Here is a 23,048-nt window from a genome sequence, read left to right as displayed (position 1 = left end):
AATTTTCTCCCTCTTCTAACGAATAATAATAAAGAAGGAGCCATGTTCAGGCTCCTTCTTATATTTAGGTCCAGTCCAGTTTACCCCTTTACACTACCCACGACTAGTCCATGCACAAAATATCTTTGCAGGAACGGATAAATCGCCAGGATCGGAATGATAGACAAGAAGATCTGGGAGGCTTGCGTTGTACGGTCTGAGATTTGATTTAATAACGCAGCTTGTTCAAAAGTAATATTTTCAGTCTGGATCGATACCTGCTGAAGTATGGATTGTAAATAGGTGGCCAGCGGATAATGTTCCGGGCTTCTCATATAAATCATACCATCGAACCATGCATTCCAGTGCCCCACCAAAGCGAACAACGTAATGGTCGCAATACTTGGCATAGATACCGGCAGATACACACTCCATAACGTACGTAAGTGTCCTGCGCCATCCATCCATGCGGCTTCCTCCAATTCTTTTGGCAAACCTCTGAAGAAATTGAGCATAAGCAGAACATTAAAGATCGGCACCGCGCCCGGTATAACAAGCGCCCAGATGCTATCCAGCAGCCCCATTTCTTTTACAATTAAATAGCCAGGAATCAGACCCCCACTGAAGAGCATCGTGAACACAAAAACCCAGGCATACACGGTCCGTGAGCGGAAGGACTTTGCCTCTTTAGACAATGGATAAGCTACTAGAATCGTAAACAACAGGTTAACGGATACGCCAAGCACTACCCGGAGCAGACTAGTTCCGAAGGAGTGAATGAACTGGTTGTTCTGAAGGATATATTTATAGGAAGAAAGTGTGAAATCCACAGGCCAGAAGGTTACGCTACCCGCGTTAACAGCTGCGCTGGAGCTGAAGGAGATCGCCAGAATGTTCACGATCGGAAAAAGACAAAGCACTGCGAGCAAAGTCAGAAATACATAATTGCAGCGGAGAAACCAACGATAAGCAGTTGAAGTATGGTGCATTTAGTCCACTCCTTTCTCTCTAAAAAATCCGATATTTAGCAAAACGATACGCCAGATAGTAACCCAGCCCGATAAATACGAAGGAAACTACAGATTTTATCAATCCTAATGCGGTCGATACAGAGTACTGAGCATCCTGAAGACCAATTCGGTAAATCATCGTGTCCAAAATATCGCCTGATTCATACACTAGCGGATTGTACAGATTGAACACTTGGTCAAATCCCCCGTTCAGGACGTTGCCAAGACTGAGTGTAAGCATCAGGATCATAATCGGGCGAATGCCCGGAAGCGTAATATGCCAGGTCTGCTTCCATCTTCCGGCACCATCGATTACAGCAGCTTCATAAAGAGAGGAGTCAATGCTGGTTAAAGCCGCCAAATAAATGATCGTCCCGAATCCAAACTCCTTCCATTGATCTGTGATCACTAGTACGTATGGGAACCAGCTATTGTCGGCTAGAAATTGAATAGGCTGCATGCCTAGTGCTTTTAAAAGCATATTGACAATCCCGCTGCTCGGAGACAGTACATCTACGATAATCCCACCCAAGATAACCCATGAGAAAAAGTGCGGCATATAAATAATCGTCTGAATTGAACGTTTGAAGCCGTTTACACGAACCTCATTAAGCAATAAAGCCGCTATAACTGGCACGGTCAGGCCAGCAATAATTTTCATGACGGAGATAAATACAGTATTCCATACGACCTGTCCAAAACCGGGAAGCTCAAACAAATAACGAAAGTTTTCGAGCCCTGTCCAGTTCATATTCTTAAACCCTGAAATCGGGGAAAAATTCTGGAAGGCAATTACAAGGCCAGCCATCGGAATATAACTGAAAATAATGATCACTATTAAGGCAGGTAAAATCATTAAATGGAGCGGAATATTACGTAGAAATTGCTTAGTATTAAAGTGCATATGCTTTCTCCTCCTTGTATCTCAATTATAGAGCAGCCCCAAATTGCCTTAATAGTGTAGCGTATTGACTTTAAGTATCTTTTGTTGACCTGGTTATCGAACCGAATAGCTGTTCAGCCAAAAAAAGAACTGCCCGTTTGTCATTATCATGACTAGGGGCAGTCCTCTTCTGCGTCGTTTTTACTAGTTAGCTTTTACGATATCATTTACTTCTTTCGTAATTTGATCTCCACCGAGCTTTTTCCAGTTGGCTACGAATTTGTCGAATTCATCGATAGGAAGACTTCCGTAAATGATTTTGACAAAGGTCTCTGCACGCAGTTTATCCAAGGTAGCCGCTTTGCTGTTCATCGTTTTGGTTGGGGCATAAATGAACTCATTCATCAACACCAAGTCATTGTCGCGGTAGTGTTTGATAACCGATTGTGAGCTAAGCGGCCCAAAGATCCGTTCCATATGCCATTTATCAAGATCTCCGCCGCGGTAGCTTTGAATATCATCATAGAATAATTTAGCTTCAAGGCCCATGTTTGAGGTATCCCCCGATTCAAGGGCTTTTTCCACTTCATCCTGTGCCTTTACATTTTTGTTCGGTGGCAGGTTGGATACAACCGCGTTTTGGAAGCCCAGACCTGTGTCCCCGTTCAAATATTTTGCCCGTTCTGTTTTAGCGGACTCCCCAAACATTTTCTCTGCTTGGAAGTTAAGCAGCTTGATCAATGCCTCCGGATGCTCGTAGCCCTTACGGACCGCGAATACGCCACCAATTGTAAGATGGTTTTGAGTTTTGGCAGGTTGGTCATCAATAGATTGTACTGGATAAGGCACCCAGTTAACATTTTGATCTTTTTTAATCATGTCCTTTACTTGGAAAGGGGCCCATTGCGGCAAAAATAACATACCGGATTTACCAGCATTCACATCCTCCATCGCTTTGGCAAAGTCTTTTACCCCAAACTCTGGATCAATGACTCCTTCTTTATACAATCTTTGCAGCTCCGCAAGTCCAGCTTTTACCTCCGGTTGAATCGTACCATTCACAACCTCGCCATCGGCATTTTTGATCCAAGTTTCCAGGTAGGCATGGTACCCGAGAAGAAACGCATTGATTGGCAAGTCCTTGTTCAACGAAATGCCGTAAGTATCCTGTTTGCCATTTCCGTCTGGATCTTTAAATGTAAAGTCTTCTGCAATCTTAATAATATCCTGCATGGATGTTGGTTCTGCCAGACCCAGCTTGTCCATCCAGTCTTTTCGAATCCATATCATATCAGAGGAATCCAGCGAACCCGGGAAGCTTACCATCGCCATCAGTTTTCCATCTTTCGTAACCGGCTTTAGTCCTGCTCCGTCTTCTTCAGCGTAATATTCTTTGACAAGATCCGAAGCATATTTATCAAACACCCCGGTCAAATCCTCCAACATGCCAGCTTCATAAAGCTGCTCGAATTGCACCGTGGACACCTTTAACAAATCAGGCAAATCGCCGCTCGCCAAGGTAACGTTCATTTTATCGTTATAGTTGGCATCAGCCACAATCCAGTCATAGGACACTTTAATCCCAAGTTCTTCCTCGTATCCTCTGGTCCAGATGTTATTGGAATGTGTATCGCCCTGCGCCAACGTCTCTTTGCCTGTTTCGTTCATCGTGGAGCGAAGTTTGATCGGCGGATCATATTTGGTTAAAGGACCGCCTTCCATTTCCGTTTGCGCACTAGTGTTTCCCTCTGCGGAACTACTACTGTCTCCACTATTATTGCTGGAGCAACCACTGAAAACTAATGATAAAACAATGGCCGATGCCATTAAAGGCAAGCCTTTAATCTTACTTTTCATCTATTGAACCTCCCTTATTTTCTATATCCTAATTGTAAGAAGAAAGCGTTAACACAGCGAGTGTGAACCGTTTACATTCGGTATCTTTTCTTTACCTATTCATGTTCGCCTAACAAAGCTCCGCTTTAGGATCACTCTGATTATCATAATACTGTGAGATTGTAAGTGTCTATGTATTGGTAATTAATTACACAAAAAGAGGCTGATCCTTATGCTATCCCTTAAGAATCTTAGCCATCAAGATTACCTATAATGAGCCGGCGGTGCATAGTGTAGGAGGATTGCGCTGAGAATTGCGCTGAGGATTGCGTTGAGAATTGCGCTGAGGATTAAATTAAGCATTGAATTACGCGGCATTACGCGTTTAATTGTATTTAGTACACTTATAATGCATCAAATCACTCGGCCAAAGGATATAAGTGTATTTCGTACACTTATATTCTTGCTTTTCTCGCCGATAGGTGAATTCTCTAGTTTTTAGTTGCAGAGAATGCAATTAAAGATTCACATTCACCTTTTGCACAAGAAATAACTGTATAGAATACAGTTATTTTACGGATTCCAGCAAGAATCGGCGCACAAAAAAATGCTGGGTGGAGACCGAAAACTGCATCTGCCAGATAGAGATGCTTCAGTCACTCCACCGCGCTACAAACTAAAAAGCCAGGCAGCGATCCTCCAATCGTCGGAGAATCGCTGCCTGGCTGTCTTTTTAATACTTATTGGCCTATGATCTGATCAGTCTTTCCTTGCAGCTCCACTAGCTTCATGATCACCGAAGCCGCCAGCGCTTTTGTTACATTCTGCTGCGGATTAAACTTGCCGTTGTCATCCTTTAAGAGTCCCAATTTCACAACAAGAGCCACCGCCCCCTTATTGTTTATAGCTGAGCTATCACTAAACTGACTTACAGTCACATCTTTATCAAGATAAGCTGTAAGTTTATTATATTTCAAGAAATTAGCCAGATGAACAGCAAGCTGTTCCCGGGTTAACTTACTCTCTACTTGCAGGCTTTCATCCTTATTGATCCATTTACGATCCGCTGCAAAAATAACAGCATCATAATATGAATTCTCTGGCTTCACGCCTGCTACAGTTTTCCGTTCATTATTATTATAATAATTGGTGAAATTTGGGCTAGAAGCTTTGGCAAGATAGGTTAACCAATCACCGACAGTTATTTCTTGATCCGGGTTCACTTTGCCATCGGCATCCGGTGTAATCACATGGTGGTTTACCAATTCTGATAATTCCCGCTCTGCTGTATGGCCTTTGATATCCGTTGCAGATAGTTGAGCATCCTGCTGACCGAGATAATCATAGACCGCAATCCATTTTCCAGTGACTGCATCCAAAACCTGATTCAATCCGTTAGATTCATCAAAGGTTGTATCATATACCAGCTTCACCTTCGGTGCGACATAGTTTCTATAAGTATTGTATCCGCCAACCTGAGTATACTTCAGCTTAGTCTGATATTTAGGTTTATAACTTTCGAGCGCTTCTTTCTTGGAAATTGTTGCATCAGGCGATAATGTGATTTCATCGATACTGCTTATCCGATTCCCCATATAAGAAGTCAGTCTGCCGTAAAGATCCAAGCTTACCGTAATGGTGCTGCCACTCACAGGAATTCCTTGATGATATCTAATAAACTGATATCCATATCCTGATCCGTCTGAAGTCAAACTCGAATTATCCCCGTATTCTACCAGCTTTAGCTTCTGGCTCGCCTGAGGATATAGACTATTAATTATACTAAGCGCTTTCACCTTCGCTTCAGCCTCACTAAGCTTCTTACCTCCAGCAGGTGCCGGCTCTTCCTTCTTCTTATCCTGAATAGCACCATAAGCTTGAACCTGGTACTGCAATACTTCACCGGTCTTTGCATCGATCTCGGCAGAGGATTGCTCTGGAAAGCCAGCACCAATGTAACGATCATTTCCATTACTGCCCCAGTATAGCTGCCAGATTTTTCGATCTGAATCCTGATAGTCATTTCTCAAGGTTTGCGAGATCAATTTACGGTCTGCTGGAATATAAGCAACCTTCTCTACAAGCTGTGCTGCTTCTTTTGCAGAAAGCTCTGTACTAGAACTTCTTGCCTGAAAAACATCCTTACTCTTCGCTACTTCTGAATACACGACTGAGGTGGATACGGATTCTTTTCCTTCATAATCTATCCGCTTGCCCGTTAATGCATCGATAGGATATAGAGACTGATCTATTGGACGCCAGCCTAGAATCCAGTTGTTAGGTTTTCCGTTCTTATAAATAGGAATGTAAAATAGGCCCACATCAAACTGTTCCGCAAATTGCTTCTGTGCTTGCTCCAAGGTAATCTTGGGCTGTGCAGACGGGTACTCAAGCCCTTGAGAAGACTTAGAGAATTGCGTTACATTTCCGTTACCATCCACAACTATGTTAATGCTGTCCGATCCAGAAGGAATACCATTCTTCAGAATACTGAAGTTATACCCATATTGAACAGGACCGAATAATGATTCCGAAAAATAACTATAACCGACATTCTCATTTAATTGCAGCTCACTGCTCTTAACTGATGAGGCTGCCTTAGCCACAAAAGTCTTGGCGATCTCCAATGCCTGAGTCTGCGATACTTTCGGTGGATAATAGGACTCGTTCTTTTCCTGCGAGAATGAGAGATAGGTATTGATGATATCACCATTAATGGCGTCTACCTCACTGCTAAAACCATATCCCATATTCCCTTCTTGAACCTGCCACTGAATATGCCAGATCATTTGATTTGCTGGTGCTGGGTAGCTTTGGTTAGATCCCAGTTGAACATTGTTTACAGTTGCATCTTTTAGGGATGGGAATAGTTCTTTTAACTTTGCAATGGCTTGCTCCTGCGTGAATTTCACTTTTGTAGGATCAGCCTCAGAGTTCGTAGTCGTAGCTGGAGCCGCTGATTGCGTACTAACCTGCGTTACGGAAGTATTGCTGCTAACAGATATAGAATCGGCTGCGGCTAAGCCAGGGGGTAAGAGTAACGCGAGTGCAACTGAAGTGATCAATACCGTTTTAGCCGTTTGATGAACAAAAAGAGTACTATTGCTTTTCAAAAGAATTCATCCTCCTCTAACACGTGATTCATATTATTATACAGATATTTTCTTGTATTTTCCATAATTATTTAACGACAGGAAATTACGACATTTTGGTGATGTGAGCTATAATGGTAAACAGTTGCAGCTATAATTCATCTAGAAAGGGGGTCACCGACATTACTGACTGGAACCTTCAGCCGCTTATTGACGGTATTACTAGCCTAGACATTCGCAGTTGTCTAATCGTTCAACATGGAGAAACCATACTGGAGCATTACCGTGATCCACAAATCGCTGCAGAGCTTGGCAAAATCAACTCGTGCACCAAAAGCGTACTTTCTGCCTTAGTTTGCATAGCCATAGATAAACTAATCATTCCACCTCCAGACACACCTATTTCTTTATTTTTTCCTTCATTAAAAGAAGATCGTGACCCACGTAAAAAGGAGATCACTATCGAACACTTATTAACGATGACCGGAGGCTTTAACTGGACAGAGTTCGGTGGGCAGAATTCTTTTCCGGCCATGACTAAAACCGCGGACTGGATAAAATACGTGCTTGCACAGCCATTAGCTCATACACCAGGAACCGTGATGACCTATAACTCAGGCTCCTCCCAGCTTTTGTCCGCAATCCTGCGTGATTGTTCTGGACAAGCGGTTGCAGAATTTGCCGAAGACCAGCTGTTTCAACCGCTTGGTATTCAAAGCTATCACTGGGAGAGCGATCCGCAAGGCATACATACCGGTGGGTTCGGACTTCATCTGAAGCCAGAGGATATGCTGAAATTCGGCTTACTTTATTTACAGGAGGGACGCTGGAAGAATCAGCAGATCCTTTTTTCGGATACAATTCAGCAATCCACTCGCCCTTACGTTGAAGCCAATCATCCGCAAAAAGGATTCTACGGCTGGCATTGGTGGGTATCCCAGTTCAATGCAGGTTCAGAACAGCAGCCGAACGAGATCCCTTATTATTTTGCACTCGGCTTCAAAGGTCAGCATATTATTGTAGTTCCTGCTTACGAGCTGGTTGCCGTTATCACCGCGGATAAGTACAAAAAAGGCTCTCCTGCAAATGTTTTCGGCCGGTTTATTGTACCTGCTCTTCTAGGGCAGTAAGAACCAGAAATCACATGCAGTTCTATGTGTGGATACCACACAATCCATAAAGCAGCCGCAGCCATAGACTGATAAAGTCTTGGGCTGTCGCTGTTTGATTTGAACGAAAAATCGTTCTCAATTTTTCATCAATTAGTTTGCTGCAAGCTTAAATGACACCAAATTTCTTTAATGCGTAGGCTATCCCGCCTTCACTTGCTTTTTTTGTAACAAAATCGGCTTTTTGTTTTAACTGTTCCGCACCATTTCCCATCGCAATGCCCAATCCCACATACTCCAACATGTCGATATCATTTCCACCATCACCAAACGCGATAGCTTCTGACCTGCAAATATTCAGATAATCCAGCACTTGTTTAATCGCAATTGATTTAGAAACTTTTGTTTCTTCAAGCACATTCATAACGTATCCGTGAAAACGTTCGAACCGTAATTCAGGAAATCTATCTTGGAATTTTTGCGCTTCATTTTCGTCCGCATACAAGCATATACAGTAAACCTCCTCTGGCAGAGCGCTCATTTTTTCGGGATATTGTGTAAGACTCAAAGTCTCCTTTAATGCCTTCATAACGCGCTCATCCTCGGAACCCATTCCGTTCATGGTTATAAGTTCGGTGAAATAGGACATGCCATGTCCGTTTAACTCAGCAAAAGCCGAGACATCCCGCACGGTTTCTGTTGAAAGCATTGATTTATAGATAACGTTATCCTTACATTTGATAAGCGCACCGTTAGCAGAAATAAAGGTATCAATGCCCATAGACTTGAACTCTTCACATAAGTTATGCGGTCTCCCTGTTGCAACTACGACATTAATTCCTCTCTCTATCAACTTCTCAATTGCTTCTATCGTGCTAAGCGGGATGCTTCTATCAATTTCACTTACTAGAGTACCGTCCACATCAAAAAATACAATCTTATACATATTATGAAATAAGCCTCCCCGTTCGAACGTAACTAGATAGATTATATTTCATGGGATCTAAAACAAGAAGGAAGCCGATCACATGGATCGGCTTCCTTCTTGTTTTCTTATTCAGCTTCGGCACAACAAACTTACGTCGTTAATTTTGCATATACCACAAAAAATAACATCATTTCACCAATGATCAGGTAATTAGGTATAAGGAACAACAAATCTACTGCGAAAAAAACACCAAGTAAACCTAATAATAACGCCAAATGGAATATCCCTAACCGTTGCTGTATACGTCTATATTTATGGAAGACCAGTGAGGTAGAGAAGAAGTAGAGCAGGACCGATCCAAAAATAAAACACACCATAAATATATAATTTAATTGATCTAAAAATAACAGTTGGATCGAAGCTGCAATCATACTCAAGGATACATAAATAAATAAATGCCCATAAATTATGGTTTGCCCGGCAGTCTCTATAGTCTTGTCCACTTTCTTTTCAACATTATCAAAATATTGCCACCACATAGCTATAATTAATAGAAAAGTTAATAATGCAAATACAATAGATTGCCACGTCCAGTGGCTAGACTGTAAAACCGCAAGGATACTGACCACTGATTCCCCAAGCAGAATAAGCGTAAACAACGAGAAGCGTTCTAATAAATGATGAGTATTGATCGGACTTTTCACCAAGTATTTCCGACCGACTAATGGAAGCAAAATGTCTACAGTAATTCCCGCATACAAAACTACATAACGCATCCAAGAGTCAAAGAAAAGTGATAAAGAAGAGATCACTAATCCAATCCAAAATCTGCTTCCCAGATACCGGGCAGTGCCCTTTCTATCATCCTCTTCATTCTTATTTACCGTAAGATATTGAATGGCTGTCATAGCTCTTAAACCAACATAACCTATTAAGAATGGCATATAATATTGATCAAAGTTAACCGATAAGCTCGCCGTCATTATTAATACAAAAAATAATTGTAGAATCAGAAATATCCGATGTGAAAAGATGTCTTGCCCAAACCGATTCACAAAAAGAGATTGCCCTACCCAAGCCCACCAGATCGGAACAAATATCAAGATAAATTTGGATAAGTATTCAAGTGGGATTGTACCCGCCTCTACATGCAATAGGACATGGCTCGCTTTTGAAACTGCTGCTACAAAAAGCAGATCATAAAATAGCTCCAGCCAAGTAACTTTCTTCTCAGCAATGGATGCTGTACTGTGCTCAAATCCCGATGTGCGTTTATTCATCGTCTGACTCCCTTGGTTTGGATGTGTATTTCTAATACAGTTTATCGAATACTTATCCATCTTAACCGAATTGATATACTAATTTGAAGCCCCTTTGCCTAAAATAAAACCAGCAAGCCCCCACATACGGGAGGCTTGCTGGTTTTTTCTGACTAGAGCTTTGTTCTTATTCCCCGGCAATACCGGAGCGTTCCACACTTTCTACGAAATGACGCTGTACGAACAAATACAGAATCAGAATTGGCAGAATAGTTAGAATACACGCCGCCATAACCTGATTCAGTCCAGTTGGGGCCATCCCAATAGAACCCGAAGTCATTTGCGACATCGTCTCCGCTGCCTGATTATTGGAACCATAAAACATCGCTAATCGCTGCGACAGATTATAGAAATCCGGTGTTGTTAAATACGTATTCGGTTCAAAGCTGTCATTCCAGTGCCATACCACAGAGAATAAGAATACGATCAGCATTGCGGGCTTGGCGATAGGAAACATGATTTTCCAGTACGTTCTGAATGCGCCTGCACCGTCGATACGTGCTGCTTCCTCCAACACTTTAGGCATTCCGCGGTAGAACTGAATAAAGATCAGTACGAATAATGCCCCCTTCAACCCGTGCCCAAACATAGAAGGAACCACAAACGGCAAATGTGTATTAATCCACCCCAAGTCACTAAAGAACAAATACAGTGGCACAACAATCGTCTGCGGTGGAACTAGAAAAGTAAACAACAGCAGAACGAAACACACTGCGTAGCCTGGAAAACGGTATCTGGCAAAGCCATAACCGATTAAGGAACAGCTTAAGATTTGCAGAACCGCACTCCCGAAGGAAATAATCGTACTATTTGCGAACCCGGCCCAGAATTTTAGCGAATCCCATGCCAGAAAATAGTTGCCAAAACTTATCTTTTTCGGAAGCCATTGCACTGTGGCATCGGCCACGTCTGTTACTTGCATCATGGATTTGGATACCATGTATAACAAGGGATATAGGAATACGAACGTTAAGCTGAGAATAACCAAGTAATAAAAAGCGATATTCAGCACCTGAAGCGAACGTTTCACGACCCTGTCCAGCTTGCCGCTTGCTTTTAGACGAGTTGTCAGATGTTCCATGTTCGTTGTCCGAACCTGCTTTACGGATTCCTTCAACATCTTCTACTTCCTCCCTTCGGTGGCACCGAGCGACTTGCTGAATAACAGGAAGACCAAACCCAGAACCAAGAAAATAAACACAAAATAAATCCAGCCCATCGCTGAGCCATATCCAAAATCATTATTCTTAAAGACGACATTCAAAATATGACTCATGATTTGATTATCTGCCTTCGTGAATGAGCTGACGATACTAAACAATGTGTTTACGAGCATCATCGGCATAATCATCGGGAAGGTGATTTTCCAAAAGCTTTCCCACGCGGTTGCTCCATCACATTTGGCCGCTTCATACAGTGAAACAGAAATCGTCTGTAACCCCGCTAGAAAAATCAGAATTTGCACGCCAGAATCCCACATCACCAGCGTTAAAGATTCTGCATATTTCAGCAAAGACTTCAGAATGTCGCCGGGGATAAAGTTATGGAGCTTATCATATAAATCCTGATTATAAAAAATCGGTAAATTTGCGGCACCCTGATCCATCAATTTGCCCAGGATCGCCCCTGAAGCAATGATGACCGGCAAAAAGAACACGCCACGGAAAAAGGTTTTTCCTACGAGTCCGCGATTTAGCAGAATCGCACAAAAGAGCGAAAAGATAAGAATTAACGGAACCTGAGTCACCGTCGACACCATCGTCGATTTGAGCAGAGGCAAGAAATTAACATCTGTAGTAAAAGCGGCGCGATAATGCTCCATCCCAACAAAAGTGGCCAGTAAGCCACCTTTGCTCACTTGGAGATCCTGAAAGGAATAATACAAGGAACGGCCCAGCGGAACAGCCATAAACACCAGAAATCCGACCAGCCACAGGCCGATGAAGGAATATCCTTCAACGAAATAACGCGCTCGCATCGATAGCTTTGATTTTTTCACTTCATCATCCTCCTGTTACCGCATAGCTGAATGCCTCGACGGTCTGACCAGACACGTCAACAGACTGCTCATTATAGTTGACTATAATGCTCACACCGTTTGCATAAGTCGTCCGAAAGACCTTACTTTGCAGCTGCTCATGATTCGTCATTTGCTGGTTACTAATGCTGTCATAGACCTCTTTCAATGCGAGATAATTCTGTACAGAAGGTGCCAGCCAGTTCTCAAGACTAGAACTGAACAGCCGGTCTGCCATGGTTCTCTGAAGATCGCTAGTCGGAGCATAAGTTAATTCATAACTTGGAAGGGCTCCATATTCCAGCGCCCGTAAGGTTTGGTTACGGGAATCATCGTACAGATTAACCGGGCTTGCTGTATAAGGCACTAAGCCGTGTAACACTAGTTGATAGAAAGGAATCGCCCGATCTGTATAGACAAATTGACTGGAGTCGAGCGGCACTTGATCAATCCGGTTCACATGTCCTAATGTATAGGCAAAACCATAATCTACTGCCGTGTTAAGCTCACCCTTACGGAAGTTATCCAATGCATTAACATAAGTATCTTCTGTAAGCTGGCGGTCCGTATTGGATTTATTATCCTCATCGGAGTATAGCAAGCTTCCAAAGTGTTCAAACTGTACACCCTTCACACCCAAATCCTGGAACTTGCTCAGCTCAGCATTACTGCGTTTTGCGATAACACTAGGTTTCATTAAATAGAAATAATCATCCGTATTCCACCGGGTAGAGAGATAATAAACGTACTGCTTCAAGACTTCACGATTAATGCCGCGCACAGCATCTCTGCTTGCCTTCACGCTGTTGCTATCTTGGTAAGGTTTCACGTAGTTAGCTTTCAAATAAAGATTTACGCCCTTGCCTGCGGCATATTCCTGAAGCTCTTTAAGTCCCTTTTTACCTCCCAGCTTCTTTTCAACCGGAAATTGTTCTGGCTGGTTTCCGTATAAACCATTTTTGGACCATCCCTCGATCGTAATCTCTAGCTGAGTAACACCCTCTGCCTGATATTGATCAATCATGTCCTTGATTTGTTTAAACGTAGCTGCTTCTATAAAAGTTGAACCGATGACTTCATCACGAGAAATCCCACCGAGCACTTGAAGATACAATGGCGTGTTCTCAAGAACTACTTCCTTGACCTTTTTCTCTTCCATTAAGTAATTACGGTATTCCTTCGCCATCCCAACGTAGTTAGCTTCCTCGCCTTGGAGCAGAACATAACGTACGCTACGATCGGTTTTGATCATCTCACCCTGATAATAAGGAATTTGGCCGGAATTGCCGACAAAAATAACATCATCCTTGCGCAGGGTAAATTCACTTGATGCTCTATAAAGCGAAATAGCGCGAATGCCTGATGGAACACCGTTTATTTTAGCGTCGGTATCTCCCTTAGTAACAATTGCTAAATATCCGGTGTCTCCCTGATAGATCCCAAACACTGGCAAAGCGATAGCTTTTTTAAGAGGTGCCGCCTTTTGCCAAGAGTTATCCGTAATTTCATGATTTTGTTTCACGAAGGTTTCGTCCCCGCCGTAAATGTACTCAGAATAACCTTTCAAATAAACGGGATGTTCTTTACGAAACTCCAGCAATGCCCCTGAACCATCTGGAAGCATCATTGCCCCCTCTGCATCTTCTCTAGCCGCATGAAAAAATGGCAGAACCTCCAGACTCGTGAATTTCGCATTCCCCTCTTCCTTCAAATACTCCTGTGGAATGGAAGCCTCAAATCCATTAGCCGTCAGTCTGTACTCCAGAGCAAAAGAAAGCTTCAGGCTAATAAAAGCAAACTCCGCGCGGACGACATCTTGCTCAATCGTTACGGTAACCGTGGAGTCCTCATCTTTAAGTGGGTAGACCTGTGTAATGTCAGCCCCCTGTGTGTATCTTGCATAAATCGGCGCGGTCGTGTATTTCTTAATATTTGGCATGGCTGTTCGCTCCAGCTGTGGAGATCCAAGCCACTCCTTGTTTGTGATTTTGTCTGTGATGCGAAGATTTCCCGATTTCTCATCTACATACAAAATATAGCGTTCGTTCTCCAGTGCTTTTGTTCCAGGCGTGACCGGCTGCAGCTCAACCTTCTGAACAGGTGCTGCTACGACGGCTGGAGTCTGCTCTTCTGCAGGAACCGCAGTCTCCTTTTCTTTCACAGCAGTGGCCTGCCCTTCAACTGGTTCAGTCACCACCGATGTTTGCTCTTGCCCAACCTCTTTGCTTTCTTCAGTCTGAACAGACTGCGCAGCGGTGGACGGATCGGCGGAACTGTGTAGGGGTTGAACATTTATCACTGCGAACAGCATCATCACAACAATACAGAGAATGCCCCGCACTTTAACTTTTTTTCTCATCGTGTTACCTTTCCCTCCTTACGCGCGCAATCTCAATTCTTTGAGCAGATCGACAATAAATGAAACAAATTGATTGGAAATACCAAACAGCAAAATACCTACGAACCAGATAATGGCGATTCCTATTACACTGATTATGGTGATAAAAATAACCTTGCGAATCTCAAAATCATGCAGGATCTTCACCTTCATTAAAATCAACCAAGCCACCCAAAGAATCACAAACTTGTGCAGCAGATTGAAGGTTGAAGCCTCATCCAGCGAAAGGACCAACGTTAACAGTGTGACTGGAAGGATAAAGAGCATGTATGGAACAAGGGCAAAGGCACTGCCCACAAAAATCTCTTTGAATTTCCCCTCACCATCCATAATCGTACTGACACCCCAGTTCGAGACACACCAGGTCAACCAAGGAACGATAAGCCAAATAAACTCATGAAACATGGAGATTTCATGCGGCTCTCTTGTTTGAAAAGCATACCCTGTAATCAGAATCGAGATCATTCGTGCCACAAAGGTCAGTAGAACGATGGCAATCCCCTGTATCCAGCGGATACGTTGCTTTCCTTGAATATCGTTATAGAACTGATAAGGATGAACTACAACCTGATGAATCATTCGCAAAGTGTTCATCCAATCTCCCCCTTTGCCGGATCCAATACTGCCTTGTTTCCTCTATACAGCCAGGTATGGAATCTCCGGTATAATCTCGGCACACTCCAGAGCAGTACTAAGAACAGTCCAATTCCGCCGGCGAAGAAATAAGTAAAGTGCTCTCGGATAAACAATTTACGATATTCGCGGAAAGCAGATGAATAGTCAGCTTTGGAATTTGAAAGCTTGAAGTAGCTCATAGATTCCTTATATTGCTCTGCTTTATATAGCGCTTTGCCGATAGCTTGATAAGCCATATCATAATTGGCGTTCAATCGCAGCACCTCTTGCCATAAGGATTGCGCTTCGTCATAGCTGCCATCTACATAGAGCAAAGACGACTGATGAACCAAATCCGCAAAGGGCGTGGTCCGGAAGCGATCGATTCTGCCCCGTCCTTTATCCACTACATAGATCAGGCCATCAGCGGTTTGATCTACGGCGGAAGGAGTCACGAAGAGTCCATTCTGATCCCCAATCCCGCCAAAGCTGAATAACAAATTCCCCAGCTTGTCATATTGGAAGACTTTACTGGACTGCAAATCCAGCGCAGTTATAAATCCGTTCTTATCAATACTGATCCCCATAAAGGAAGCCATACTGAATGGACCCTCAGAGTAATAATCACCGTACCAGCGTTTACCAATGTTCAGCGTATCTACGCCTACCGGAGATAACCGTTTGATCTGGTTGTACTCTTCGCCCAAGGTTGTGCTGTAGATAAACCCTTCTTCATCCAGATCCACGTTCGAGAACTCAGAAGGTTTAACGGTCGCCAGCTGGTTCTGCTGCTCTTTAGTAGCCACCAGCTTAATTAAGAGACGTGTCCATGAGAAACCTACATGGTTCGCCCCATAGAACCCCTTGAACTTACCGCCCGAGTCAATTTGCAGCAACCCCTGCGTGTTACCATCGCTCACCACATACATATAATCACGCTTATCTACGACTAATTTAGAAGGAGAATAAGAGAAATTAGCACCCAGTAATGGGCTGTCCGGTTTTAGAAACTCTTTTACGAACTTGCCATTTTTATCAAAAATAGCAATACGCGCGTTTTTTGTATCTGCTACATATACCGTTCCATCCTCTTTCACGAATACACCCTTCGGCTCTTGCAGCTTGCCGCTGCCTTCCGTATCGCCGATCAGATTTAGCAGACGACCGTCCTTATCCATATGAACAATACGGCTATTGCCCGTGTCTACTACGTAGAGTGAATCGTCATCACTAATAAAGAGAGATTCCGGATTTTTGAAGGACCCCGTATCTGTTCCTGTTGGATCGATAGAAGAATCGTAGAGATAACCATTAATCGAGCGGACCTCATTGCCGGACTGATTCCACGTATACCCCTCATATGGGGCTTCACCAGCTAGCGCCTGCCCTGGAAGCAGCAGCACTGGCAGTGTCAGCGTCACCAGTAGCCCTGTTAGCAGCATTTTTTTCATATTACGTCCTATCATCATGACTCCCCCTATTCCTTCAGCCCCGAATGGGCCATTGTCTGAAGCACCATCCGCTGCGTTAATATAAAGACAAGAATAGTCGGGAGAATCATCAAGAAGCTTGCTGCTGCCAAAGTGCCTACCCTAGCAACGACTCCGGCTCCACCACTGATAGTTTGGATGGCGAGCGGCAATGTCTTCATTTCCTGAACAGTCGTATAGACCATTGAAGGATACGGATCATTCCAAGCAGAAATGAAGCTAAATAAAGCAAAAGTCGAAATCGCCGGCTTAAGCATTGGCATCACAACCACCCAGAATACCTTCCATTCTGAAGCCCCGTCTATGCGGGCCGCCTCTAATAAAGCGTCTGGAAGCTGCCGCAGGAACTGGGTCATAAGGAACATTCCCATGGGTGCAGCCAGATAAGGTAAGATCATTGCAAAATACGAATTCATTAATCCGCTGCGGCTAATCAGCAGATATTGCGGTATTTGCAATACTAAGGGTGAGAACATCAGCGCCGCCACAATCATACTAAAGATAGCGCCTTTAAATGGCATATTGTGCTTGGCAAGCGGATAAGCCGCCATTGCTGAAATTAAGACACCCCCGACCACAATCCCCGATGTAACGACCACGCTATTGAAAATAAACCGTGAGAACGGCACCGCCGAGGTTCCGGTAATTAACAACAAATCACGAAAGTTCACCAACGTCGGATTCACTACGAAAAACCGCGGTGGGAACAGGAATAGTTCGCTTGTTGGTTTTAAAGCAGTCACTGCCATATAGACAAGTGGCAGCAGCATAATTAGGCCAAACACCGTTAAGAACAGATATAAAAAGATGCCGCCATAGTCAATACGCCGTAAATTTATTTTGTGCATCCTAATCCCTCCCCAGCACTTTGAAGATGAGACGGTTGAGCCCAAGCATCAAAGCGAACAGTAATACAGCAATCGCTGACGCATATCCCATCTCAAAGCGGATAAATGCGTAGTCGAACAGATGCGCCATAATCGTATGGCCTGCATAAAGGGGACTCGGAAATCCAACAAGCCGCATACTGACGTCAAATACGGTAAGCGAACCGACCACCTGCATCACCGCACCGAATAACAGCTGCGGTTTGACGCATGGAATCGTAATGTACCAAAGCTCCTGCCAGCGGTACTTGACCCCATCAATTGAGCCAGCTTCATATAAATCTGTCGGTACATTTTGAAGTCCGGCCAGAAAAGCAAGGAAACCTACCCCCATACTCATCCATAAGGAAACTATGATGATAACGGGTACAATGGAATCCACATTTTGCAGAAATAAATAAGGTTCATTGATAATCCCCAGCTGAATGAGCCAGTGATTAAGCAACCCCTTGCGGTCGCCGGCGAACAAATACAACCAAACCACGGACATTGCTACTGCACTTGTAATCGATGGCACATAGTAGCATAGGGTATAGAAAAAGCGGAACTTCTGCGGAATCTGGCTAATCAGCCAGGCCAGCAAGAAGGCCATAATATAACCTATCGGACCTGTAATAATGGCAAATTTCAGCGTAATCCCAACAGCTTTAAGAAAGATATCATCGTCTACAAACAACAGCTTATAGTTAGAGAAGCCAATGAATCTCGGTGTCTCAATAATGTTGTAATAGCTGAAGCTTAGAACGACGGACATGATAATAGGAACAATAGTAAAAACGGTGAACAGAATCAGGAAAGGGGCCAAGAAATAATAGGAAACTTTATTTTTCTTGATATCTAACCAAAGCTGAGTCCATTTCCCGGGAGTTTTCGTCGGCTGCATCTGTACGGCTTCGTTCTGTGCCGGTGTAATTATTTCACTACTCATTTCTGACCTCCTTCCTCTTTGGCGCTTGAAGTCTGGGAAGTTTCAATTCCGAACTCTTCGCGTTTCTTACTAAGCTCTTTATTGATTTCACGTACACCTTGCTCCATCGCCTCCCGCGGGAATTTACCGTTGAGCACAATTTCATTCCAGATGTTGGCGATATGCCGGGTCGTGTAATATCCTCCAAGCACCACTTCGCGCTCTTTAAACCACTCCCACTGTTCCATAATGGCGTCGATATCATCTTGCTGCCACGGCAGACGTTTGAGTGCTTCAACATTGGCTGTATTCCAACGAGCTTCAACACCCAGCAAAGACTCAAGCTCTGAGCCGAAGTTCTCCTGTGCATCCGCACTGGTCCACCATTTCAGGAACTCCCAAGATTCTTCTTTCATATCCGTATCCTTAAAAATAATTCCTGTCTGTGCAAGCCCGCCTGTAGAACGGTTAATCTGTCCATCGGCTTGTTCAATACCCGGCATTGGTTTCATGCCCCACCAGCCTGTCAATTCAGGTGCGGCAGTAGATAACAGAATGTATGTGGAATAATCAGCAACGCCGATTGGCATCTCTCCAGAACGGAAACGGTTATAGAAATCCGCTTGTTTCTGCAGCTTGTAGTTCGTAAAGAGTCCCGTCCACATTTTCATAGCTGTCAGTGCTTCTGGTGAATTCAGATCAGACAACATCCCATTATTCTTATAGAAATCCCCGCCATACTGGAATAAGAACGGTGCAAACTCATTAATGGCTAGACTCGGGTTGTTCGGGGCATGTGGATAATAGAAGTCCATCCCGTTTTGTTGCAGCACAGGAATCAGTTCCATAACCTCTTGCCACGTATCCGGAATATCCTTATCGCTAATGCCCAGCTGTGCCATAATATCTTTCCGGTAAAAGAGCATCGTGAAGTTCTGATTCTCAGGTAAGGCAAAATCTCCGTTATCATACTTATAAGGAATCAGTGCACCCGCTCTGAAACGTTCAGCAACCTCTTGATAATCTGAGAATTCATTCAGATTCACGAGTGAATTCCGCACCGCGAAGTCAATCGGCACTTCACCCTCAACCCCCAGTGCCACATCGGGAGCAAGTCCGGCAGTATTGGCTAATAACAGAATCTGCTTCTGATCCGCTGCAAGCGTAGGAATAATATTGACGTTCACCTTGATGCCCGTGTTTGGTGTAAAGTCCTCATCCACCATTTGCTTAATGATCTCCGCCCAATCACGTCCACGTGAGATCCAGACATCCAGCACCTTTTCATTTTTGTACGTATTTCCTATGCCGCTGTAATCCTTTGTAAAAGAACTAAAGAAGTCATACGTCATCGTCCCTACACGGGTATACCAAGGAGCCGCGTCTTTAGGCCATGGCTGATCTTCCGACTTCACTTCAATATAGTCCATTACAATACTCTGCTTCATTAATCCGTTGACCCATAAGCCAAGTGATGACTGCAGGTCCGTAAATTGCTGAAGACGACCTGGAATACTTGAGGTATCCTTCGCCATTTCCAGGAACCGGTCACGTGCTTCATAAAGCGTACTCAGCTCAGAGCTTCCATCAGCAACGCCAAAAGCATACATATCCTGCACAGCATCATCCAACGTCCGCGCCATCAAATGTAAACGTGGCACAAGATTAGGAATGTTCTGCTCCAGCTGCCAATCCCCGTTTGGATCAGGGTTCGTTCCCGTTACCTGCGTGATTTCACGTCCCAAAAGAGACATTTTATGTGTAGTGTTCAGCACAGCTTCAATCATTCCGCCAACGCCCGATACTTGAACTTCCATCCGCAACGTATGCTTACCTTGTTCTAGATAAAAGAAGTACTCTCCATCCTCATTCCCTAGCTTGTTTACTTGCCATTCCGCTTTGTAAGGGAATTTCAAGGCATTCAGCTCTTGGAACGGTACCTCGCCATCAATCATAATCCGGCGTTCCACCGGTATCCCGTTTAGGAACCACTGGCCGTAACGAATTGCGATATTGTAGAGCCCTGACTCAGGAATCTCGAAATCCCATTCCGCCCATTGTCCACCCGTACGCCAACCGACACCCCCAAAACTATTAAGCACAATAGCATCTTTGTTAAAAGGTTCGGTGAGTGGCTCCCGGTCCTCGATCCGCTTCAGCGTTGGATCTGAACGAAGGGAGGATTCTTCTGCCTGAATTTTAATCACTTGATTCTGAACAGGCTTGTAACCCTTATTCTCATACTCCTGCTTCACTTCCGCATAAGTCGGGAGCGGTTCTGGAGAAAATATTCTCAGTTCACTAAGTGCAGCCGGTTCCCGGATGGCTTCCAGCTTCACCGTATGCTCCCCTTTGGTCAGATAAAAGCGAAAGGGATCCGCAGTTCTGGCCTCGGCATCTCGAAACTCCCGATATTGCCAGCCTGTTACCTCTTCCCGCTTGGGATTAAATTCATTCCCTTGATTGTCCAGCCATGGCTCTGCACTTTCCTTCCACATCCGCTGGAATTCCATTTTTTTTACTTGAGAGAATAAATACTCCCCATCAATCTTTACGCTTCGAATGATCGAGGATCGTTTACCAGGAAGGGCATAATACTCCATCCCCATCTGATACAAACCATCTGCCGGAACCGTAAATTTATATTCCACCCAGCTATCCTCTGCTTTAAGCGCTAGTACCTTGCCGGGTTTTCCACCAAGATCCGTCATTACCTCTGTACCTTCAGAACTAATGGCCTTATAATCCCCCGAAGGAATAGCAAGCGTAAAATCCGATGAGTCCTTTGCTCCATCCTGCTGTTTTTCCTCGTAATAGCTTAAGTAAGAGGCTTCGAGTTTTGAATTCACACTATCGCTTTCTAAAATAGAGCTTTCATCAACATCCGCATAAACGGGGATGCCATCCATCGCTGAATTATCAAACCCTCGTGATTGATTCCACCACACTAGGGAGACTCCTAAAAGTACCAGTAACAACAAACTAATCTTATATTTTCGCAGTATGCGTAACACGCATCGGTCTCCTCCCATCTTTACGGGCCTCTCGGACTTAAGTGAATACAAGCAGGGCAGCTCTGGCAATTGCAGGCTGCCCCTCCTGTTATTAGATTTCCTTACGGCTGCATTCCCATTGCCTTTTTAAAGGCAGCAATTTCTTTGGAAGCTTGCTTCAAGACATCATCACCAATTTTTTGAATAGCCGTCTTGGAATCTGTGTTCTTAGCCAGTGCATCACCGATCGCCGTTATAAAGATTTCCCAGCCCTTGTTATCTACTGGTGTAAGGTGTTTGACAGGAATATCATTGCTTAATTGTTCATATAGTTTAAATTCCTCTTGCCCACCCAGATATTCATTTTTAGTGTTTGCGTACCAATCAAGACTGGAAATATCCTTGTAACCCGGCTGAATGGAATGTTTTGTCCAAATTTTCCAAGCATTTTCACTTCTCATGCTCCACTGAATGTAAGCCCATGCCGCTTCTTTATTTTTGCTTTGCGAAGGGATAACAAAGCTTGATCCGCCCATTCCCACGTTAATTCCTATTGGCAAACGGGTTACCTTCCATTTTCCGGCAAGCTCAGGGAATGTTTCTTGAAGTCCGCGCGCTCCGAATGAACCCGATACGACACCAACCAAATCACCTTTTAGAACTAGCTGTTTACCTTCGTCTGAGCCATAACCGATATGTGGTGCCCAGCCCAGCTGTTGTCCACGTTTTGTAATATCGAGAACCTTCACCATTTTGTCCGTATTACGTGTCCAGTTCATATCCTTATCAAAGTAACCGACTTCATCTCCTGCCCATACGATCGGGCCATCGCTCCACTCCATAAAATATTTACCGTTAGCTTTCAAAATTTGAGCCAAGTTCAAGAGATTCTCTTCATCTTGCATGTATTCACCGAGCTCAGCAGGATCACTTGGCAATCCAAGCTCTTCAAAAATGTCTGCACGGTAGTAATAAACCCCCGGGGTCATATCCCAAGGCATACCAAGCAGCTGTGAGCTGTCCGGTGTCATCCAACGTTCCCAGTTATACGGAACAACCAGATCTTTATATTTTCCAGCGTTATAAGGCTCTTCCAAAAGATTCTCCAAAACATTTCCCGCCATATAACGGTTCAACTGATACATCTCTACTTCTGCTACGTCCGGTGCCCCGCTACCTGCGGCGATTGTGGTTTGCAGCTTGTCATGCAGGTCGCCAAAGGGCATAACTACCGTCTTCAGCTTAATACCAGGATATTCAGCCATAAATGCAGCGCCGACTTCATCAAATACTTTTTCATTAAAGGCCCAAACCGTAACCTCACCTTGAATATCTTTGCTTGGCAGGTCGTTGGCAGGATCTGTTGCTTCCGTGCCCTCTGTAGCTGTTGCATTGGTTGGCTCACTAGCATTATTGGTTTTTTCAGTGTTCGTTTTTACGTTGTTAGATGCATTTTGATTCGTCGTTGAGCTTCCAGCGCTGCTACAGGCTGACAGAATAAGCACAAAAACCATTAACATACATACGACTAAACTGCTCGTTTTTCTTTGCGAAATCATAACCTAACCTCCCTCTTAAATTGAAC

16 protein-coding genes are annotated in these 23,048 nt (G+C 43.9%); 1 reads left to right on the top strand and 15 read right to left on the bottom strand.

The features are described from left to right. Positions 1-80: 80 nt before the first annotated feature. The 4 genes from MKY63_RS15975 to MKY63_RS15960 all read right to left on the bottom strand — a co-directional run bounded on the left by MKY63_RS15975 (position 81) and on the right by MKY63_RS15960 (position 6,821). A complete protein-coding gene (locus tag MKY63_RS15975; RefSeq protein ID WP_076099478.1) occupies positions 81-968 on the bottom strand; it encodes a carbohydrate ABC transporter permease in 888 nt (295 codons plus the stop codon). Positions 969-987: 19 nt separating this feature from the next. Further along, complete coding sequence (locus MKY63_RS15970) at positions 988-1,893, bottom strand: ABC transporter permease subunit (RefSeq protein WP_036679607.1); 906 nt, start codon at positions 1,891-1,893, stop codon at positions 988-990. Positions 1,894-2,076: 183 nt separating this feature from the next. Continuing rightward, complete coding sequence (locus MKY63_RS15965; RefSeq protein ID WP_076099479.1) at positions 2,077-3,729, bottom strand: extracellular solute-binding protein; 1,653 nt, start codon at positions 3,727-3,729, stop codon at positions 2,077-2,079. A gap of 719 nt (positions 3,730-4,448) precedes the next feature. Further along, on the bottom strand, positions 4,449-6,821 hold the full coding sequence (locus MKY63_RS15960) for a YcdB/YcdC domain-containing protein (RefSeq protein ID WP_036679615.1): 2,373 nt from the start codon (positions 6,819-6,821) through the stop codon (positions 4,449-4,451). A 113-nt stretch (positions 6,822-6,934) separates the two neighbouring features. On the opposite strand from MKY63_RS15960, the gene MKY63_RS15955 reads away from it, so the two are divergent. Further along, entirely contained in the window at positions 6,935-7,930 is a 996-nt protein-coding gene (locus MKY63_RS15955; RefSeq protein WP_080742591.1) for a serine hydrolase, read from the top strand. Positions 7,931-8,078: 148 nt separating this feature from the next. Here MKY63_RS15955 and MKY63_RS15950 read toward each other — a convergent pair whose 3' ends face one another. The 11 genes from MKY63_RS15950 to MKY63_RS15900 all read right to left on the bottom strand — a co-directional run bounded on the left by MKY63_RS15950 (position 8,079) and on the right by MKY63_RS15900 (position 23,022). Then, positions 8,079-8,855: a Cof-type HAD-IIB family hydrolase gene (locus tag MKY63_RS15950; RefSeq protein WP_076146369.1), complete on the bottom strand. Its 777-nt coding sequence runs from the start codon at positions 8,853-8,855 to the stop codon at positions 8,079-8,081. A 131-nt stretch (positions 8,856-8,986) separates the two neighbouring features. Then, complete coding sequence (locus MKY63_RS15945; RefSeq protein ID WP_038574808.1) at positions 8,987-10,075, bottom strand: low temperature requirement protein A; 1,089 nt, start codon at positions 10,073-10,075, stop codon at positions 8,987-8,989. 208 nt (positions 10,076-10,283) lie between these two features. Continuing rightward, the gene (locus MKY63_RS15940) at positions 10,284-11,276 is read right to left on the bottom strand and encodes a carbohydrate ABC transporter permease (RefSeq protein WP_081382488.1); all 993 of its coding nucleotides are present in this window, start codon (positions 11,274-11,276) and stop codon (positions 10,284-10,286) included. Positions 11,277-11,279: 3 nt separating this feature from the next. After that, a complete protein-coding gene (locus tag MKY63_RS15935) occupies positions 11,280-12,155 on the bottom strand; it encodes a sugar ABC transporter permease (RefSeq protein WP_081382489.1) in 876 nt (291 codons plus the stop codon). A gap of 4 nt (positions 12,156-12,159) precedes the next feature. Continuing rightward, complete coding sequence (locus MKY63_RS15930; protein ID WP_076099482.1) at positions 12,160-14,532, bottom strand: DUF5696 domain-containing protein; 2,373 nt, start codon at positions 14,530-14,532, stop codon at positions 12,160-12,162. Between the two features lie 18 nt (positions 14,533-14,550). Further along, on the bottom strand, positions 14,551-15,165 hold the full coding sequence (locus MKY63_RS15925) for a YIP1 family protein (RefSeq protein ID WP_036679624.1): 615 nt from the start codon (positions 15,163-15,165) through the stop codon (positions 14,551-14,553). Then, entirely contained in the window at positions 15,162-16,655 is a 1,494-nt protein-coding gene (locus MKY63_RS15920; protein ID WP_143763116.1) for an NHL repeat-containing protein, read from the bottom strand. Before MKY63_RS15920 ends, MKY63_RS15925 begins: the two co-directional genes overlap by 4 nt. 8 nt (positions 16,656-16,663) lie before the next feature. Further along, positions 16,664-17,524: a carbohydrate ABC transporter permease gene (locus tag MKY63_RS15915; protein ID WP_076212885.1), complete on the bottom strand. Its 861-nt coding sequence runs from the start codon at positions 17,522-17,524 to the stop codon at positions 16,664-16,666. Position 17,525: 1 nt separating this feature from the next. Beyond that, on the bottom strand, positions 17,526-18,491 hold the full coding sequence (locus MKY63_RS15910) for a sugar ABC transporter permease (RefSeq protein ID WP_052097291.1): 966 nt from the start codon (positions 18,489-18,491) through the stop codon (positions 17,526-17,528). Continuing rightward, on the bottom strand, positions 18,488-21,418 hold the full coding sequence (locus MKY63_RS15905) for an extracellular solute-binding protein (protein ID WP_076212882.1): 2,931 nt from the start codon (positions 21,416-21,418) through the stop codon (positions 18,488-18,490). Before MKY63_RS15905 ends, MKY63_RS15910 begins: the two co-directional genes overlap by 4 nt. Before the next feature lie 167 nt (positions 21,419-21,585). Continuing rightward, positions 21,586-23,022 carry an extracellular solute-binding protein gene (locus tag MKY63_RS15900; RefSeq protein WP_076212879.1) on the bottom strand — a complete coding sequence of 479 codons (1,437 nt, stop codon included), beginning with the start codon at positions 23,020-23,022 and terminating at the stop codon, positions 21,586-21,588. Positions 23,023-23,048 lie beyond the last annotated feature (26 nt).

The sequence above is a fragment of the Paenibacillus sp. FSL R7-0189 genome, from assembly GCF_037969925.1.
Lineage (GTDB): Bacteria > Bacillota > Bacilli > Paenibacillales > Paenibacillaceae > Paenibacillus_AQ > Paenibacillus_AQ odorifer.
The sequence above is the reverse complement of the archived record's forward strand: the minus strand, read 5'-3'. Positions and strand labels throughout refer to the sequence as shown.